This is a genomic window from Pleomorphochaeta sp. DL1XJH-081, from assembly GCF_049310885.1.
Taxonomy (GTDB): Bacteria; Spirochaetota; Spirochaetia; order Sphaerochaetales; family Sphaerochaetaceae; genus CAYZJV01.
Map to the genome: position 1 here is coordinate 259,149 of NZ_JBMDYO010000001.1, position 19,481 is coordinate 278,629.

Below are 19,481 nucleotides of genomic sequence, written 5' to 3' on the forward strand. Positions count from 1 at the left end.
AGAGAATTCACATAGGCATCCGTGCAAGTGGCATACTCATGCACCGTGGACCACCCCTTCCTCGGACCAGTTCCGATCCTCGGATAGGAATCACAGTTATTCCATGTTTTTCCAGTGTCTCGTTTGAAACAGTATTGCGCCTATAGGTCACCACAGTACCGGGAGCGACCGCTAGGGTATTCGTACTATCATTCCATTGCTCGCGGGCAGAGGCGATCGAATCGGATCCACCACTTTTGATCAACTCCACTGAAGGAACTGCTAGGACTCTCTTCAGAGCAGACGCTAAATTCGGCTCCTCTCCAATGGTGAGTCCACCCCGAGAGGATAATTTCAGGCTAAACACCCGTAGTGATGGTTCAATGCCTCCGAAAATAGAAAACTTGTCACGATCGACCATAGTGAAAACCGTATCGAGATGCATATAAGCTCGAGTGAATGGAATCTGCACTACCAGAACCTCTTTCAAGTCCTCCCCTCCTTCTTCCAAGGGAGCCATCATCCTCTTTGCAAATGCTTCAATAGCCCACACTCCGGTTCTGGCGCTACTTCCAACTACAGCGCAATGTTCGTTAAGGATAAGGATATCTCCGCCTTCAATGCTATTGCCATAACTAAAATCACTATGGACTTTGGTTTGGGAGAATAGGGGATGATGGTTTGCCAAAAGGGAAATGATCCAGTTTTCCCGACGCCTGGATTCGGTCTTCATAACATTTATGGAGATTCCACTGCGAACCATGGTTGCCGGATCACGGGTAAAATAAAGATTTGGCAGTGGCGATATATAGTAAGGATACGCATCCCGGATGTAATAAGAGAGTGTCTTCTGGCGGACTTTGTCATCCACAGCACTTTTTAGCAGACCACCGATGCAATAGGAAACCAATTCCTTGGAATCCGAAGCCAGTAGATGATCACGGACAATTTCCTGTAGTGAGGGAGAGAATAATTGGGCACTTTCTACCAGAAAATCGACAACTTCTAGGCGAAGTGATCTATCCGAAAGCACCTCCTCAAGTAGCGATTCTACATAATGGACCCTACAACCTTGCCCACGCAATACATCTGCGAACAAATCGTGTTCTTCCTGCATCTGCTCAAGGAATGGAATATCCTCGAACAACATCGAATCAAGGTACTGGGGAGTCAACGATTCCAACTCCCGTCCAGGCCTATGGAGAAGTACCGATTCGAGTTTCCCGACTTCCGATCCTACCATCAATCGACTGTACATCTGCCCTCCCCCTACGCTTCTTTGAAACCTTCAACCATGGATATGAGAAGATCTCGCTCCTGTGATGGTCCATATACTTCATTGATCATTTCCAATACACCTTGGAACAGGTCGTGGGCGCGCTTTCGTGCCTGTTCGAGGACTCCAGAGCCAATGATTTCATCAATCAGTGCCAGAATCTCCACTTTTGACGCTCCATATCCGTTAGACTGCGCATGACGGAAGACTGAGAAAAGATGTTCGTGTTTCTCAGGGTGTGCATTGGCATAGAGAATGACGGGAAGACTCTTCTTGTTCTCTACGATATCATCTCCCCGATTCTTCCCGGGATTACCCTTCTCCAAATTTATCACATCATCAAGGATTTGGAACCCGAGACCGATTGTCTCTGCAATCATACCTGCTTCTTCGATTATCGTCATATCGTCAACAGCGACCGCTGCTCCGATCTCACTTCCCATGGCCGCAAGGCAACCTGTTTTAAGTCTAGACATGGTCTCATATGACTCTATGCTCGGTATCCCTTCGATATCATGGTGCCACACGATATCCATTCCCTGCCCCATATGGATCTTGCGCATGTATTTCGCATAAATCTGGTAGATCAGCAGTCGTTTAACATCACTAATAGGAGCCTCATCAAGCGCAACAGTAGGTAGGAAAAAGAGCATGCTTCCTGCATTGATCGAGAGATCTATCCCATGGGTTATATGAGTTGCCGGTTTGCCTCTTCGAAGATCTGACTGATCTTCAATATCATCAATGATCAAACTACCATTGTGTGGCATCTCCACTAGAGGAACCAGTGTCATCGCCTTTTCAAAAGCCTCTTGGCCACCAAGCATTTTCGCTGATAGGAGCATAAGTAATGGTCGCCATCTTTTCCCCCCACTATACATCAAATCCCTAGCAGGTTCGCAAATGGCATCGAACAGATTAAATTCTGAAAGAGTCTCTTCTGGTGTGAATATTTTCCTTACCCAAGACGAATCTATATGCTTGGGCAAGATCCGATACAATTCATTTTCAATGCTGTCCAACCAAATCTTCATTCCCGGATTATAGAAGGTGGACACAATACATGCAACGAATAAATCCAGTACGCTGGTATCTTTCGTTTGCTCCTTGCATGATTATTGAGTATACTGAATTCATGAATCTTATTACATCGATCAAGGAATTTTTAGGCCCACACACCGATCAGTACCTTACCGCATTTCTGGTAGTTTTTGGTGGGTTGATTGTCCTTCTCATTACCAATTTCATCCTAAAAAGACAAATTAAGAAGTTGGAGGAGAAGAGTCTGCAATCAGAAGAGAGGGGAAAATATCGATCTCTTCCTATACTTCGGTTTTTCCAGCGGATTGTCTTGCCACTTACATTTCTTGGAGTCCTCTCTATAGGTATAGGTATTGTAAAGTTCGATGACCGTATCCAAACAACGGTACGAGCAGTTTTCTCTATAATCATGACCATCATTATCGTTCGGTCTATTAACAAGGGAATAGAACTGAGCTTTTCACGCTATTTCGAACGAGAGTGGGCTAATCAAGACCATGAACGAAATCTAAAACCGCTGATCTCCTTGATTAAATTCACTCTATGGATCGTTGGCTTCATCTTTCTTCTTGCAAACCTTGGTTTCGATGTATCCACTGCCCTTGCAGGCCTTGGAGTAGGTGGTATTGCAGTAGCCATAGCAGCCCAAGGGATATTGGGAGACCTGTTCAGCTACTTTGTGATTTTTCTAGATAAACCTTTCGCATTGGGAGATTTCGTTATATTTGGGGATAAATCCGGTGTTGTTGAAAGGATTGGTATCAAATCGAGTAGGATACGAGTCCTTAGTGGTGAATTACTCGTCGTTTCTAATAGTGATCTTGTCGCATCTCGCATCCACAACTATAAACAGATGCAACGACGGCGAGTGGTCTTTACTGTTGGGGTAACCTATGAAACAACCCAAGAACATGTTGAGGAAATTCCTTCTATCATCCGAGCCATCGTAGAATCGGTCCAATGTCATCCAGGAATCACTTGTGATCGTTCCCATTTCCAGTCGTTCGGTAATTTCTCTCTTAATTTTGAGACAGTCTACTATGTACCCTCTCCAGATTATTATATCTATATGGATGTACAGCAGGAGATCTATCAAAAAATCTTCCGTGCTTTCAACGAAAAAGGCATTGAGTTCGCCTATCCTACCCAAAAGATATATGCAGCTCAAGATGTTCCATTGCGGATTACTTCTGTAAGTGATCTACCTGATGGAGAAAAGCCGAATATGCAGATTCCAGCTGGAAGTGAAGCTCGTCTTCCGTAATATCCATCTGTTTTGTCGCTACCATGACAGCTATACCATGAGCGTACAGCATCATATTTCTGTATAGCCCGGTGGCGACATCTGGGTCAATTCCCGTTTTCCTAGACATGCTACCAACCACACCTAACCGTTCAATAATCTTGAGATTCTTTCCAAGACCTCGCTTACCCTTATAAGAAGTCAAAAATAGAAGTGAAAATAGATGAGGCTCCTCTTTCGCGAAGGAGATATAGGCAAGGCTTGTTTGGATAAGTGGATTATCATCTCCTATTCTCTGCTTAACATAATCGGAAAAGGAGACTTCTAGATAGAGTATGAACGCTCTTTTAAGATCATCCATATTCCCGAATCTGCTATATATCGGTTGGGTCGAACACCCCAATTGGGCTGCGAGAGTCCTAGCGTTCACCTGAGCAAAGCCCTTTACGCGTGTTATTGCGAACGTCGCCTCCAGCACCATTTGTCTTGAAATTTTCTCTACTGGTGGCATGATTACTCCTTTAATCTCATTTGTTATATAACAATTCATATACTATCACAAACCACCTTATACACCTAGTAATATTCTACATAGGATGAATTTTCTTGCATCTCATTTTATATATGTAATAATTACATATTCGTAATGGAGGTAATTATGGGAAATAATGAGAAAAAAGACCAAGATGGAAGAGACACATCTTCCAAGAAACCGCTCACTTCCATTAGTGGACGCCCTATAGCCAACAATGAGAATATTCAAACGGCAGGCAAACGTGGTGGTGCGATGTTGCAGGACACATGGTATCTGGAAAAGATGAGCCACTTCGATCGTGAGGTTATCCCGGAGAGACGGATGCACGCAAAAGGTAGCGGGGCTTTTGGAACTTTCACGGTCACCCATGATATAACGAAATGGACGAAGGCTGACCTTTTCTCAGAAATTGGAAAGCAAACCGAAATGTTTGTACGATTTTCTACAGTTGCGGGAGAACGTGGTGCAGCAGATGCAGAACGTGATATCCGTGGGTTTGCAATGAAATTCTATACCGATGAAGGAAACTGGGATCTTGTAGGAAACAATACACCCGTTTTCTTCTTTAGGGATCCCATGCTTTTTCCCGACCTGAACCATGCAGTAAAACGTGATCCACGAACAAATATGCGCTCAGCCCAAAACAACTGGGATTTTTGGTCCATGCTTCCAGAAGCCTTGCATCAAGTAACCATCACCATGGGAGATCGAGGTATTCCCAAAAGCTATCGTCACATGAATGGATATGGATCCCATACCTACTCATTCATTAATGCTAAAAATGAACGATACTGGGTAAAATTCACTTTCAAGACACAACAGGGAATAGATTTCCTTACCGATGCCGAGGCTGAGGAAGTGGTAGCAAAAGATAGGGAATCAAACCAAAAGGATCTATTCGAATCAATTCAAAAGGGAGAATTCCCAAAATGGACCATGTATGTGCAGATCATGACTGAGAAACAGGCATTGGAACATCCTGACAATCCCTTTGATCTGACTAAGGTCTGGTATCACAAGGACTACCCACTTCATGAGGTTGGCTACTTCGAGTTGAATCGTAATCCCGATAACTATTTCATGGATGTAGAACAGGCAGCTTTCAATCCTGCCAACAGTGTACCTGGAATCGGTTATTCCCCTGACCGCATGCTACAAGGACGTTTGTTTGCCTATGGTGATGCTCAGCGCTATCGTCTTGGCGTAAACCACTACCAGATCCCTGTGAATCGTAGTAAGATTCCCAGTAATCATTTCCACCGGGATGGGTCTATGCGTATGGATGGCAATTTTGGAGGATCTGTCCATTATAATCCAAATTCATATGGCAAGTGGAAAGACCAGAATGCACTTCAAGAGCCCCCATATGATGGACAGGGGCCGATCGACCACTACGACTTCCGTCAAGATGACGACCATTATTATGAACAGGTAGGAAAATTATTCAATCTCATGGATACGGATGCCAAGGAGCGCCTCTTCGCGAATACCGGTCGGAATATGCAAGGAACCACCCTTCAGGTACAGAAACGACATATCCGCCATTGCTTCCTAGCCGATCCAGCATACGGAGCGGGTGTTGCAAAGGCTTTGGGGGTAGATCTTGATTCGGTGGACATGGATGACACCTATGGTGCGAGAGCTTAGTCAGGGTGCTTCCATGTTATAGGGTGCTGGACTTGAGAAATTGGGTCTGGCACTTTTTACTTACCTACACTTACGATATGCTATAACAAGCCCATCAATCCCTTGAATTCTCGTGTCTTGTCTTTGCTTACATGAACTTTCTCGTCATGTGGAAATTTCAATACATAGCGTCCTCTTCCCCAAGGAAGAATCCGCTCAATTCTGTTCAAATTCACTAACGATTTGCGATGGGCTCTGAAAAAATGCTCTGGGTTCACATTCTCTTCGATTTGAGAAAGAGTCTTATCCACAATGTAGCGAATACCATTCGTGTACAGAAAAACCAGACTATCCTCAGTTGCAAAGAAATCTATATCGTTGACATCGACAATCTTAAGCTCGAAACGATCCTTTACAGTAAAACGAGTTTGGTATTTCTTTATGATTGGAGCACTTCCCTCAACCAGAGAACTCAATTGCTGTAATACTCCATCATCAGGGATCGAGCGTGAGGGGACTCTGGACAAGGCTTCAAAGAGACGATTGTCTTGAAACGGCTTCAATACATAATCGACAGCATGGATCTCAAAGGCACGGACGGCATGTTCATTGTATGCGGTAATAAATATTACAGCTGGCTTATGCATAGCGCGCTGCAATACTTGAAACCCAGAGAGGCCTGGCATTTTTATATCAAGAAGAACGATATCAGGTAGTTTTTCATCAATCAATTCGACAGCGGCTTTTCCATTATCAGCCTCTCCGACGATACGGAAATCGTTTTGGTTATCCAAGATCCTTTTTACCCTTTCACGTGATCTTATCTCATCATCTATTATACATATGGTCTTCTTCATGTAGCATCAATTGGTATAGCCATCGTTACGACTAGACCTCCTCCCCTTTTACTCTCAAAACCTAAGCGTCGATGATACATCGCAAACAATCGGCCTTCAACATTCTTCAATCCCGTTCCTTTGCCGGTAGCTACACGCACAGGATCGAATTCGGCATCTCCACAATCCTCGACACGGATAATAAAGTTTTCTTTAGCTTTGAAAAGTCGTATGGAAATATCAATTTCCCCTGTCTCTTTCGCTCCATGGTTGACAGCATTCTCCACGATAGGTTGAAGGAGCATCGGTGGAATTTCACAATATTCCAAGTCCTTGTCAACCTCAATGGTATAGGTAAGCTTATCGAAAAACCGTGACTTCTCAACCTGTAGATAGTGCTGGATAGCTGCTATTTCATCCACTATCGGAACAAATTCCAGTTTTGTCGATGAGAGGATATACCGGTACAAGTCCGCCAAGTTCTGCAGAGTCTCATTGGCTTCCGTTGGATTTGTATCTACAAGATCCATAACACTATTTAAGGAATTGAACAGGAAGTGGGGAGTGATCTGGGCTTTTAGAGCCATCTGTTCAGCCAATATCATCCTTTCACGTAACTTATTGTATTCCTGTACCCTCCTGGAATGTCCAGTGACCTTTCTACAGTAGAAGACAGCTCTTCTGTGTCCTTGCTCTGTCTTTACAATGTACGCATTCAGAATTATAGGTACACGACCACCTTCAAGATTCATCAGTGATGTGGCTCTATTTTCAATGGTTTCCATAGAAGAGAACAACTCCAGGACTTCCCTATCACCAAAGAACAACATTGAGAAGGAACTCTCAGCCTGCAATTGTCCGAAAGTATCGGCTCCCACCAGTTTCAGGAATGCCGAATTGGCTTCAGTTATACCCAGATTATCTACACAAACCACGAATGGTTCACGTGATTTCTTGTAGAGATTTAGACTCCACCTTCGCCTCATCCGCTTGGATGGCCCTACAATTGGAACAGGAGTACGTCCAAGAACAAGCCTTTCCAGAGCTTCTTGTGATTGCCGAGCGTTATCTTCATCGATAGGTTTGTGGGACCAGAAAGCGACCACAGAGGTTCCGAGTCCAATAATGAACACCAATAATACACTCGTCGCTGAGGCCAATGGAAGAGCTCCTTGATCAATATAGTGTACAATACCTAGCGATAGGCTCCTCCAGTCAGCTGGTGCCAGAATGAGGCTTGCTGACAGTTCCGTCGAGGTCTTTACCACTCCTATGATGAATGCGGCGAATACAAACGTCTTCAATTGTGGCAAGGTAATCTGAAAGAAGGATTTCACAGCACTTGCTCCCAAACTCCTTGAGACCTCCTCCCTTCTCCTATCCGCTACAAGGAAACCAGCCTCCATTGTTTTTAGACTATATGGCAAACGACGGGCTACGATGGTAAAGAGGAGCAATACATAGAATGGGATGGGATGGTTTTGTGGAAAAATTCCTGCATAAGCACTCAGAACCCCTACTGACAAGACTATTCCTGGCAAGATGAAGGGAATTACCAGAATATAATCCAGAAAGCGGAACTTTTTCTTGAAGTAGATTTGGTTTCCGAGTATCAACGCCAAGACTACAATGATTATCGTGGCCGTCAAGGACATTTGGATAGTGTCCTTCAACATAGCAGGTGCTGCAAAAATTCTTGCATAATTGGCCAGTGTCCAACCGGTAGGCACTATTTGATATCCCCAAATGGTAATAAAGGACTGCACGACAGTAACCAAGAAAGGAGCAAGAAGAAACATGAAGACCAACCCGACAAGACAATAGATAATCCAGTTCAAATTCCTCAATCGATAGATGACTGGAGCGATACCCCTTTGGTACTCTCTCGTTGTTGCCCTCAATAAGCGATTCACCAAGGTCAACAATACAACCGATAGTATGATTACCCATAAGCTGAAGATCAGGGCTACCCTTTCATCATTCAATACCGATAGGAAATTCGTATAGATCTCGGAAGAAAGAACTGCATAACCTCCTCCAATCACCAACGGCCCACCTATATCACCTATTGCCATGAGAAAGATCATAAGTCCTGAAATAATCAAATGCGGGGCAATACATGGAATGGTAACCCTGAACAGGATCTGCAAATTGCTACTACCCAATGCTGCCGCAGACTCATCGACATGACGAGGAACGCCCTGCAGTCCTGCAGCGATGATAAATGTCGCATACGGTATGGATACGATTAGTTGGTTAATGAGCAATCCCTTCAAACCAAATATATGCGGCATATATATGCCAATATTTTGCAGAATTAGTGATATCAACCCACTTCTTCCAAAGATCGACAAGACTGCGAATGCCATAATGAATGGAGGAGTGATCATTGGAATGGTCAACAGGGAAAGCCATACCCTATTCCCCCCGATATCGGTCCTCACGAGGACATAGGCCAACGGCAAGGCGATCACCAATGAGATGAAGGTAGTTAGGAAACCGAGGGTGAAAGTGTTTTTTGTCACACGCAGGAGGTGTGGCCAGAAGAATGACGGCAATGGCTCTGTGATCATTAAGGCGGAGCCAAGGCCTTTTACGAAAAGATGTATCACCGGAATAAGAAGAAATCCAATGATAAGGAGAATCGGAGGAAGCATCAACAAGACCGATGGGACATGCTTCGACATTCGGTTCACTAATACAATTCCTCCCTTGATTCACCTACCGACTATCTCTAGTTCAATTTCCTGATATTCCTCCCGATCACGAGATCCTTGGGAGAGAATATACCTTTGACAGCCTGCCCTTTTTTCAGATCTGGAGCTGCGTTACCCCGAATAGGGTGCTCAAATTCCAGTGTTATGCCATTAGACAGCAAGATCTCACCTTTTACAAGACCTCCCAAATATTCGATATAGTTGATCGTTCCTTCCAGCGTGTTGTCGAATTGATCGGCAGTATCCTCGTTCAGTCGGATATACTGTGGTCTCAATGACATCCAGACATCGGTACCTTTTGTTATTGCCTCATCGCTTTTGACATGGAACACTTCGTTATCGACATGTATCGAGACGATATCGTCATTGCGATCAGCTACTTTTCCGTAAAGGATATTCGATTTTCCAATGAAGCTGGCAACAAAGTCATTGTTCGGTCTTCTGTAGATTACTTCTGGTGTACCACCTTGCATCAACTCCCCCTGTCTCATGACAAAGACCTTATCAGAGATGGAAAGAGCCTCCTCTTGGTCATGGGTAACAAAAATGGTTGTGATTCCCAGAGTCTGTTGAATCTTACGGATCTCTTTTCTAATATTAAGACGCAATGCGGCATCAAGATTCGACAGCGGTTCATCCAATAGTAAGACATCGGGCTTGATTACCAAGGCTCTTGCCAGAGCTACACGTTGCTGTTGTCCTCCAGACAGTTGTGATGGCATTCTCTTTTCATATCCGGTAAGCCCAACCAATTCCAAATACTCAGCCACAAGTGAATTGATGGTCTCCTTGTCGTATTTCTTGATTTTCAAACCATACGCTACGTTATTGAAAACATTCATCGTCGGGAAGATCGCGTAATCCTGAAAAACTATACCGATATTTCTTTTCTGGGGAGGGATATCCACAAGATTCTTATCACGAAGCATGATTTTTCCGCTTGTTGGAGTCTCGAAACCGGCAACCATCCTCAGCAAGGTTGTCTTTCCACACCCTGAAGGTCCCAAGAGAGATACCAGTTCGCCTTTCTCGATAGTGATCGACAAATCACTAACAGCAACCGTAGAACTAAAATTCTTTTGCAAATGCTCAATTGTTATTTCACTCATGGTCTATTGATTCCTTTCCTTCATTTTATTGGAGATAGCTGTACCGATACCCACAATTGCTATAAGCACGATACCCATTGCCGCAGCTCTTGAAATGAAACCTTCTTCGACAAAGTAGGCTATATACAGTGACATGGTTCTCCAACCTGGAGGATTTAGCATCAGGCTGGAAGACAATTCGGTAACAACCTTTATCATACCGATTACGACTGCCATGGAGATCGCCGGTTTCAACTGAGGCAATATCACCGAGAAAAAGGCCTTCACCTCAGACGCACCAAGACTGAATGCAGCCTCTTGTTGGGAATCATCGATCTTGGAGAATCCCGCTTCGATTATTTTTAACACAAATGGCAGACGTCGGATACTAATCGCGATGATGAGGATGTAGATTGAAGCAATAAGATCCCGTTTACCCAACGAAACACCAGCGTACGTCTCCAGAAGACTTACAGCAATAATGACACCAGGAATCGTAAACGGCATGAGCGTAAAATAGCTGACCCACCGCATCATTTTTCGATTCTTGAACATATGTGCAAAAATCACACTCAGAATAATCAGAATCGGAGTGACGGTTAAAAGCAGAATGACGGTATTCCTGATAGGCAAGATATCGCTCAAAGCTTTAACATAGTTGTTCGTAGTAAATTCTTTTGGCAGCCAATCATATGCCCATATCGTACCGAATGACTGGATTATTATTGCAATATAAGGAGCGAGGAATATTAGCGATACAATTATCAATGTCAAGAATCCGAACTTTCTTGCAAGAGGACGATCATAGGTCATTTGTCCGATTCTGAATCTATGTTTGACATCGGTAAGCTTCATCAAACGGCTTACAATGAAGAGTAGGATAAAAGAGAGAATGAGCGTCCAAGCACCGAAGATTATGGGAATCCGCTCATCACCCATGTATGTGATGAAGTTGTTGTATATTTCCGTGGATATGACCTGGTAGCTTCCACCGATTATCAGAGGTCCTCCGACATCACCCATGGATGTCAAGAAAACCATAAGGGCAGCCATTAGGATATGGGGGGCTATATAGGGAAGAACAATAGAAAATTGAGTCTTCAACACTCCATTGCCAAGGGATATGGAGGCCTCCTCAAGATGGCGAGGTACAGTTTTAAGTCCTGTTATCACCAATAGCAATGCATAGGGCATGGCATGGAGAACCTGCGTAATCACGAGACCTCTCAAACCGTAAATTGAAGGCAGGTTGATACCGAACAATTCGAAGAACATGGTTATCACACCACTATTTCCCAGTAATATGATGGTAGCAAAACTGGAAATGAATGCCGGGGTAATCAAAGGAACTGAGAGCATACCTAAAAATAAGGCAGCACCAGGTATTTGAAGTTTGGCGATCAAGAAACCTAGAGGAACGGCTATCAAGACAGCGATGATTGTTGTCATCAAAGCCATATTGAGAGTATTCCCTGTGACCCGCATGAGATATGAGAAGAATCCGGGAGGCAAGGGTTCACTACTCCCAAAGATCATGCCGAATGATCCAGTGAATAATTTAACAATGGGAAAAAGAAGGAAAACGACCAGAAACAGGGTTGCAAATGCATAAGCTATATGGAACCAAGAAAAGGTGTAGATTTTTTTCATGAAGAATCTCCAATCATTCGAGAGTCCATACCACACCGAGGCATGGTATGGACTGAGACAGATCGTTTATTTTGTGCCCTTGGTTCTGATATATTCACCAAAGGTATCTTGGATCAGATCCCTGTTAGCTTCTGCAAGTGCTGGATCGGGAGCATAGATTGTGCCCATATCGGCTGTGACGCTCTCCAAGCTGACTGGCAAGGAGGGATCCATCACACCCTGCTTGACAGGAATGTAAAGGTATTCCGAACCCTTCAACTGCATTTCATCACTCAAGATATAATCGATGAATTCCTTAGCCAAGTTGGGATGCTTCGCATTTTTTACCAAAGCCATCGAATTGTCGTATACCTGACTTCCATCCGCAGGGAATACGAATCCGACTGGATAGCCTTCGTTCATAGCGACAAGAGCTGGTCTAGACAAACCAATGGCGAGGGCAAATTCACCTTTGCTGACCAATGTGTAGATTCTGGAGCTGGATCCTGAGTAGTAAGGCAAATTCTCATTGATACCTTCCCAAATCGCAGGAGCATCGTCTTCATAAATTTGCAACATGGCGACTACATTGGAACTTGCTGTCGATGACTTCAAAGGATTTGCACTGATAATCTGATCTTTATAGATTGGATTGGCAAGATCCTTATAGGTCTTTGGTACCGGAAGATTATAACGATCAAGAACCTGCTGGTTATACATTACTCCAGTAAACATGAGAGACCATACATGATAATAGTTCTCAGGATGGCTCAACTCGAGCTTGCTGGAACCAACATCGATTGAAGACTTGAATCCAGGAGCCTGTGGAGCATACGGCTCAAGCAAGCCCATCTCTATCGCGTGCTGATAATTGATCATCGAACCTGCGTGGACAACATCTGCTTGTGGATTCGCAGCCTCCGATTCTAACTTCTTGAACATTGCTTCGGTTCCACCGGGATTCAGCACATTGACTGTCACTCCTGGGTGCAAAGCTTCAAAGCCCTCCTTCATTGCTTCGGCATATTCGGCGAAAATCGTGCTGTAGACAACCAATTCTGTTTCACCGTGGCCGGTATCTGCAGCTGGTGTGTCAGCCTCCTGAGCACCTGTTGCAAAAACTGTCATTGTGCAAGCGATGAACATGGCAATAACCATAAAACGTTTCATCTTACTACCTCCTGTGTAATGATGCCGTATTGTATCCTTATATAGCCCTTCGCCCAAAAAAGAATCGAACGAATGGGACCATACCCAAGGTGAGCCGGGCATTTTACCGTGTGAGCCGGAACTCCAAGATACTCAATACTGATTGGAATGTCCTGTGATTGCATGGTATAACAGGAGTCGAAGGAATAGTACATGACTACCATAAACTCGAGTGAGGAGTATTCGAATACCGAAATCGAGGATAAGAATGCTCTCACTGTTTTCAATGGACAGATGCTCTCACCATCAAAACTCTTGGAATCATTGGAATCGTACTGTGCGGATTTGGCAGTATTCGAGTACTCTCATCAACAAGCTCTCTTCACAGGAACAACCCTTCAGCCCGACGCTTCCAAGGTAGAAGCTGTTGAGAGCATGGGTGTTGAATTGGAAGAACGGTACAACTCCTTCCTGCAAAGGATAGCATCCATTACAGAAGAAGACCTTCACCGATTGATCGAAAAAAAACCAGGATTAGTCTCCTATACGAGGTTGATAGCTCACATTCGGCATAAATTCCCCCAATCGTTGGACGATCGCTCCAGGCAGCTCACGACACGTATGAAATCCCTTCCAAATTCAACTAAACGACTATTCGATGCCCTAGTCAACCAAGATTTCGACTTTGGAGAAATAGACATACAGGGAAATCATACTGCATTGAAGAAGAATAACTACTCGAGAATGATGGTCCAAAATAACAGGGAAATCAGAAATACAGCCTATAACCTCTATTACAAGCAGTTTGATACTCATAAACAATCGCTGTCGACCATTTTTAAGACACATATTGCACAAGAGATCATGTACAGCCGTATCCAAGGCTCGTCATCTACACGGAAAAGAATATTTGACGAAGACAACGTTGCCGAATCGGTCCATGATACTGTGATAGGGACTATACGCAGACATGCTTCTTCATTCCATCGTTATTTTTCCCTCAGGAAAGCGATTTTAGGTGTCGAAAGACTGGAAGCTTATGATTTGATGGTTCCTCTGGTAGAGATTGAAGATTTTCACTTCCCCTACAGACAAGCTGTCACAGAAATTTGTGGTTCAGTTGCATTACTCGGCGATACATTCACCACTACGTTGAAAGAGGGGTTACTTAAAACATGGGTAGATTATGCCGAACGTGAGGACAAACGACCTGGAGCTTTCACCTCTACCAGCTACTACGGCGGACCTTTGGTCAACTTGAACTATAAGGAAGATGTTCTGCAAAGTCTTTTTACCTTAGCACATGAAAGTGGCCACGCCATGCATGCATGGTACAGTATCCAGCATAATCCTTTCCACACGTATGCATACGATGTCTTGGTAACAGAAACCGTCGCAGCTGTACACGAAGAGTTGCTCTATCGACACCTTATCTTGCAAGCCCATGATGTTCAGACTAAAGCCTTCCTATTGGAACGGCAACTACAAGGAATGACATTAAAATTATTACGCCAGACATTGTTAGCCGAATTTGAGCACAAGGTATTCCTCAGCGAAGAGTCTGGGACCCCCATGTCCTTACAGGATATGCGGAATTTGTTCAGATCATTGTGGAAACATTACTATGGTCCGTCTGTCCATCTCACACCGGTGGGTGACCTGGAATGGCTTACCGTAGACCAAATGTATACACCCTACTACTCATATACGTATCCGACGGGAGCAATAGCTTCTTTGTCGATAGCGGATTCGATTCTTAACGGTAAAAAGGACGCGATTTCCCGCTATATGAGGCTTCTGAAAAGCGGAGGGACATTCCCACCAGAGCAAACGTTCTCATTAGTCGGAATCGATCTCACCAGTGACGGACTCTACAAGCAAGCAATGGAGCATTTTGATACCCTGCTCCATACATTTGAAGAGATGGTCGATTCCTTGGGTTTGCTCTAATATCGTCAATCTTTCCAAGTCACGAGAATTTTTTCATCGCCGATCTTTTTGCTAATGATATCGGCTAGACGAAGTAATTCATCCTTACAGCAATCGACAGTCTTGCCCGTATTGAGGCGTTGTTTCAATTCTTGGGCGAACTGGGTAAGAGTAATCTCTTTTTCCATAGGCATCCTCCCTTTACACGTATAGTATAGACGGGAAACGCCACCCGGGCAACGATTATTAGTAGTTTACGATACCCTTGACCGGTGCATGATCGTATACGCGATCCTTGACTACTAAAGTGGTGACATCTCCGGCGAACTGTCGATTGAACAATACGTCGTGTCCCATACACAATCCGATGACAATAGCAAGATCCACACCTTGGGCATTCAATTGCGCAGCTTGGTTGAGAGGGCTACATGATACACCAGGTAATGAACTCTCTTCATTGACCTCATTCTGACGAAAAGCTCCAATCGTACACGATACACCAATGACTGCAATCCCCTCCGATGCAAGTATCTGACGGACCTGCTCGGCGAGAGTCTCCATTCCGTAGCAATAGGCAAGACCAATCTTCGTATACTGCATCTCCTTTACAAATTCCACGATTTCCTGCATTCGAGAAAGGGAGCCAGCCCTTCCGCCATCAACCAAATGGGCTCCTGTCTGGATGACCCGTTGATTTTCAGGTTCATGGTATTGCTGGAGAGCTGAATCCAAATCGAATGACTCTGCCCCACAGGAAACTGCTTTCCTGCAGGACTTGGTCTTACATGCCAAACAATTCATCGGTAAGTCTATAGGCCTTTTGAAATTGCGATTGCTGCTATAGTTCCATCAGCTACAGCAGTAGTGATCTGACGGTATTGCTTTGTCTTTACATCGCCAACTGCATAGACACCCTTGATATTGGTTTCCATATCATTATTGGCCATCAGGTACCCCCATTGATCAAGTTCCAAGCCTTCTTTGAACATCTCGATATTTGGGAGGAACCCAACGAAAACAAAGATCCCGTTGGTCCGCAATTCCTTCATCTCCTTGGTCTTCAAATTTTCAACCACTACCCCCATATCCATAGTAGCGTATTTCTTGAATTCCCTCGGCTCGTGTTCAAACAGTACCTCGACATTATCCAGTTTCCTCAAGGAGTCCTGGGCAACCTTATTAGCCTGGAAATGGTCAAACTGATGCACCATGGTGATCTTTTTTGCGAACTTGGCAATAAATAGGGTTTCTTCAACAGCGGAATTCCCGCCACCGATAACTACAACATCCTTCCCTTCAAAATACTTCGCATCACATGTGGCACAGTACGAAATGCCATTGCCTCGATACTCATTCTCCCCAGGAAGACCAAGAGGACGTGGCCGGGATCCGGTTGCTATGACAACTCTTTTCGCGTGGATAGTCTCAACTCCATCTATGGTTACTGTCCTTCCCTCCAAATCAACCGAGTTCACCTCAACAGCAGCTCTAAATTCCACTCCATTGGCCTTTGCCTGCTCACTCATATAGTGCGAAAGCATGACCCCCTGCTGAGCATCTATGAACCCTGGATAATTGGATACTTGATGAGTCGTAGCGACATATCCTCCAGGCAAGGCTGTATCTACTAGAATTGTCTTTACATGTGCTTGCGCAAGATAGATCCCTGCAGTGAGACCTGCAGGTCCTCCGCCAAGGATGACAACATCGGTCTCTGTCTCAACTGGAACTATCTTCTTCCTTGCTGATTCGATCTCTTTTTCACTAAGCAGAGCTTCAATATTTTTCATTAGATCGGATCGTTTCACTCCTCCGGTCAACTTTTCACCTACAATCTTACCCTTCTCATAGAAGAGGACAGTCGGTGAACCGGTTACATCTAGTTCTGTTGCCAATTCACGGTTTCCCTGGCGAAAAATCTTGATAAAGGGAACATATTCCCCGTAGATCTCGCTCAATGCATCATACTTGGATGCCAATGCCTCACAAGGGGGACATTCGGTTGAATAGAAATCGACAATAGCTCTTGGTGCATCAAGCACCTCTTTCTGGAAATCTGCTGCAGTAATTTCTTTTACAAATTCAGTCATAATAGTAACAACTCCTCGTATATTTCGTATATGTATTATTGTTGGTTAAAGTAGAGCGAAAGCCCCATTCCCATGAGATCCTTCACCGGGCGGCAGTCGGGACTACCGATTTTACCAGTCGCATTCTTTGCCACAGCAGCACAACCGCCTCCGCATGCAAGTTGGAGTGGACAGCCTCTGCAGGCCTCAATCGTTGTAACATCCCGTTCCTCCCATTGTTCGATAATTTCTTCCTTTTTCGTTACCGTTGGATAGAAGGTACCCAATGATTCCCCCTCTTTTCCTACAGTTGCGGTACATGAGTAGATTCGACCAGAGAAATCGAATGCCCATTCAGTCTTACATCCAGGACATGAATCGAAAAGTGGGCTTGGCATCTCTCCATTTTCAAAAAGGAATTTGGAGATTGAGAAGGCGGGGCGATGGAATTGAAGAAATGACGGTTGGCGCTTAACCAATTCATAAACATCCTCATACATATTTACCCGATCGTATAATTTTTGTTGATCCGCTTGGCAAACATGCAACTCATAGTTCCTCCCCAATTGGGTCTTGAACAAGGGACTATCTGTCCATCCTTTTTCTATCGCAAAATCGGCGAGTTCTCCAAGATAGGGCATATTCTGCTTATCCATAACGGCACGAAGGTTGATCGGCATATGCTCTGCTAATGCCGCATCGATACCTTCGACTATCTGGGAAAACGTTCCTTGACCACCTTTGAGCATTCTCCTACGGTCATGGACTTCAGCTGGACCATCCAAAGTAACTTGAATTTCCCTGATCAATCCTTTCTTCAGGATAGGGACATATTCTGCTAACGTATGGCCATTAGTCACAAAAGCAAGTTGTAACTTACGTTTCGTAGCCTCTTCGATCAGGTAAGAGACATTGGTTTTGGCAGCTGTGCCTGGCAATAATGGTTCACCACCGAACACGGTGATGTACTTCCGTCGCCCCGCAAATTCTTTCTCCACATAGGTGAAAAATGCATCAATAACATCAGTATGTTTCACTTCAGGAGTATGCTCATACCCCTCTTGGTAACAATAGGTACAGGCAAAGTTACAGAAATAGGTAGGGACATAGAATATCTGGATTTCATCTTCATCACGATTATCCAGAAAATCAAGATACTCCCGATTGTATCGTCTCTTCTCCTCTTCGGGCTTGACCAGGTAACCTTTTTCCACCAATTCTTCTGAGTTGGTGAACCTCCCTGTTTCAAACTCCTTTGCCTTTTCGACAGTGATGATATCGGCTTCTCTACTCAGCGGATTCACGATGAAGTATTCGTCACTATCTTTCAGTTTTCCAATAATATTATGTCTTGATTGTTCCATGGGGTACTATTCCTTTGAAAGTGGAGTTCCCGGCCGACTGAGAAGTCGACCGGAAACATCCGGAATCCTTAGTCGTGGCAACCTGCTACAACAACTGAATTCTTTGCGCAGCACTGTGCTACGGCTTTCTTGACGACAGGATTCTTGGTAATGAGTGATCTCATGTTTTACCTCCTTCCTCATGTATTTCCCAACTAAGCAAGGACAGCGGAGCCATCACATGGAGCCTTTGCCAAGCTCGTACAGGAAACGTTTTATTGATACTCCACCCTCTCGGGCAAAGTAGGAGGCAACGCCTCCTCTTACCAGGGCTTGCCCTGGGGTATCCAAACTTATCACTTTTGGCAACTGCATTTTTTCTTGGAAGCTTTGACTCCAAGAATAGTCCAGCTGACAACCTCTATCTGACCTTTGGGGTATGGTTCACTCTCCTCAAGTATCTGCACATCGGAAAAGCCAGCTTCTGATAACTGACTACTGTATACATCCCGGGTTACCGAGCCTGCCCAGCATTCAGCGACTGCCTCCGGATCATCACGATACTTCTCAGGGACCGGCAGCAATGAATAAATATCACTAACGACAAAACGTCCGCCGGGAGCCAGAATCCTATGGATCTCCTTCCATACCTTTAGTTTATCATCGGCATGATTGATCGTGCAATTGGAAATGACCAGATTGACTGTTCCACTCTCGATCGGAAGCTCCTCAAGATTCGCTTTTTCAAATGAAACATTCGCTACTCCCATCTGCTCAGCTCGTTTGCGAGCTTTTCCCAGCATTCCATCAGAAATATCGATTCCATATACAAAGCCATGGGGCCCCACACTTTCTGCCAGTCTTAGGACATCCGTACCCCTTCCACTGCCGAGGTCTACACAGACTTCACCCTCAGACGCACCGCTATGATTGATCGCTCCACCACAGGAGAGACAACAGCTTGTCTGGGCAAGCTCCGAGTAGCGCAGATTGATTGCGTTTTGCACTTGTGATTCCATAG

The 19,481-nt window shown here is 44.5% G+C and carries 16 protein-coding genes; 3 read left to right on the forward strand and 13 right to left on the reverse strand.

Features of this window, described 5'->3' with window-relative positions:
- Positions 1 to 7: 7 nt before the first annotated feature.
- Both ACODJP_RS01165 and ACODJP_RS01170 read right to left on the reverse strand, forming a co-directional pair.
- Positions 8 to 1,237: an arginine deiminase gene (locus ACODJP_RS01165; protein ID WP_422477607.1), complete on the reverse strand. Its 1,230-nt coding sequence runs from the start codon at positions 1,235 to 1,237 to the stop codon at positions 8 to 10.
- Positions 1,238 to 1,248: 11 nt separating this feature from the next.
- The gene (locus ACODJP_RS01170; RefSeq protein ID WP_422477609.1) at positions 1,249 to 2,289 is read right to left on the reverse strand and encodes a polyprenyl synthetase family protein; all 1,041 of its coding nucleotides are present in this window, start codon (positions 2,287 to 2,289) and stop codon (positions 1,249 to 1,251) included.
- Between the two features lie 101 nt (positions 2,290 to 2,390).
- Between ACODJP_RS01170 and ACODJP_RS01175 the strand changes: the two genes are divergently transcribed.
- Positions 2,391 to 3,560: a mechanosensitive ion channel family protein gene (locus ACODJP_RS01175; protein ID WP_422477611.1), complete on the forward strand. Its 1,170-nt coding sequence runs from the start codon at positions 2,391 to 2,393 to the stop codon at positions 3,558 to 3,560.
- On the opposite strand, the gene ACODJP_RS01180 is transcribed toward ACODJP_RS01175, so the two are convergent.
- Positions 3,481 to 4,050: a TetR/AcrR family transcriptional regulator gene (locus tag ACODJP_RS01180; RefSeq protein WP_422477613.1), complete on the reverse strand. Its 570-nt coding sequence runs from the start codon at positions 4,048 to 4,050 to the stop codon at positions 3,481 to 3,483. The genes ACODJP_RS01175 and ACODJP_RS01180 overlap by 80 nt on opposite strands.
- A 147-nt stretch (positions 4,051 to 4,197) precedes the next feature.
- Here ACODJP_RS01180 and ACODJP_RS01185 point away from each other — a divergent pair, with 147 nt between their 5' ends.
- A complete protein-coding gene (locus ACODJP_RS01185; RefSeq protein ID WP_422477615.1) occupies positions 4,198 to 5,721 on the forward strand; it encodes a catalase in 1,524 nt (507 codons plus the stop codon).
- A gap of 80 nt (positions 5,722 to 5,801) precedes the next feature.
- Here ACODJP_RS01185 and ACODJP_RS01190 read toward each other — a convergent pair whose 3' ends face one another.
- The 5 genes from ACODJP_RS01190 to ACODJP_RS01210 form a co-directional block, all read right to left on the reverse strand.
- Positions 5,802 to 6,557 (reverse strand): LytR/AlgR family response regulator transcription factor, encoded by a 756-nt coding sequence (locus ACODJP_RS01190; RefSeq protein WP_422477617.1) that lies wholly within the window; start codon positions 6,555 to 6,557, stop codon positions 5,802 to 5,804.
- Positions 6,554 to 9,223 carry a histidine kinase gene (locus ACODJP_RS01195; RefSeq protein WP_422478831.1) on the reverse strand — a complete coding sequence of 890 codons (2,670 nt, stop codon included), beginning with the start codon at positions 9,221 to 9,223 and terminating at the stop codon, positions 6,554 to 6,556. The genes ACODJP_RS01190 and ACODJP_RS01195 overlap by 4 nt, the downstream gene beginning before the upstream one ends.
- Positions 9,224 to 9,270: 47 nt before the next feature.
- On the reverse strand, positions 9,271 to 10,362 hold the full coding sequence (locus tag ACODJP_RS01200) for an ABC transporter ATP-binding protein (RefSeq protein WP_422477619.1): 1,092 nt from the start codon (positions 10,360 to 10,362) through the stop codon (positions 9,271 to 9,273).
- Positions 10,363 to 10,365: 3 nt separating this feature from the next.
- Entirely contained in the window at positions 10,366 to 11,991 is a 1,626-nt protein-coding gene (locus tag ACODJP_RS01205; RefSeq protein ID WP_422477621.1) for an ABC transporter permease, read from the reverse strand.
- Positions 11,992 to 12,057: 66 nt separating this feature from the next.
- Entirely contained in the window at positions 12,058 to 13,140 is a 1,083-nt protein-coding gene (locus ACODJP_RS01210) for an ABC transporter substrate-binding protein (RefSeq protein ID WP_422477623.1), read from the reverse strand.
- A 192-nt stretch (positions 13,141 to 13,332) separates the two neighbouring features.
- Here ACODJP_RS01210 and ACODJP_RS01215 point away from each other — a divergent pair, with 192 nt between their 5' ends.
- Positions 13,333 to 15,069, forward strand: coding sequence for a M3 family metallopeptidase (locus tag ACODJP_RS01215; RefSeq protein ID WP_422477625.1), 1,737 nt, complete (start codon positions 13,333 to 13,335; stop codon positions 15,067 to 15,069).
- A gap of 5 nt (positions 15,070 to 15,074) precedes the next feature.
- Here the strand turns inward: ACODJP_RS01215 and ACODJP_RS01220 are convergent, their stop codons facing one another.
- The 5 genes from ACODJP_RS01220 to ACODJP_RS01240 form a co-directional block, all read right to left on the reverse strand.
- Entirely contained in the window at positions 15,075 to 15,236 is a 162-nt protein-coding gene (locus tag ACODJP_RS01220) for a hypothetical protein (protein WP_422477627.1), read from the reverse strand.
- A gap of 58 nt (positions 15,237 to 15,294) precedes the next feature.
- A complete protein-coding gene (locus tag ACODJP_RS01225) occupies positions 15,295 to 15,849 on the reverse strand; it encodes a DUF1847 domain-containing protein (protein WP_422477629.1) in 555 nt (184 codons plus the stop codon).
- Between the two features lie 8 nt (positions 15,850 to 15,857).
- The gene (locus ACODJP_RS01230) at positions 15,858 to 17,138 is read right to left on the reverse strand and encodes an FAD-dependent oxidoreductase (protein ID WP_422477631.1); all 1,281 of its coding nucleotides are present in this window, start codon (positions 17,136 to 17,138) and stop codon (positions 15,858 to 15,860) included.
- A 35-nt stretch (positions 17,139 to 17,173) separates the two neighbouring features.
- A complete protein-coding gene (locus tag ACODJP_RS01235; RefSeq protein ID WP_422477633.1) occupies positions 17,174 to 18,481 on the reverse strand; it encodes a radical SAM protein in 1,308 nt (435 codons plus the stop codon).
- Between the two features lie 335 nt (positions 18,482 to 18,816).
- A complete protein-coding gene (locus ACODJP_RS01240) occupies positions 18,817 to 19,479 on the reverse strand; it encodes a methyltransferase domain-containing protein (RefSeq protein WP_422477635.1) in 663 nt (220 codons plus the stop codon).
- Positions 19,480 to 19,481: the final 2 nt, after the last annotated feature.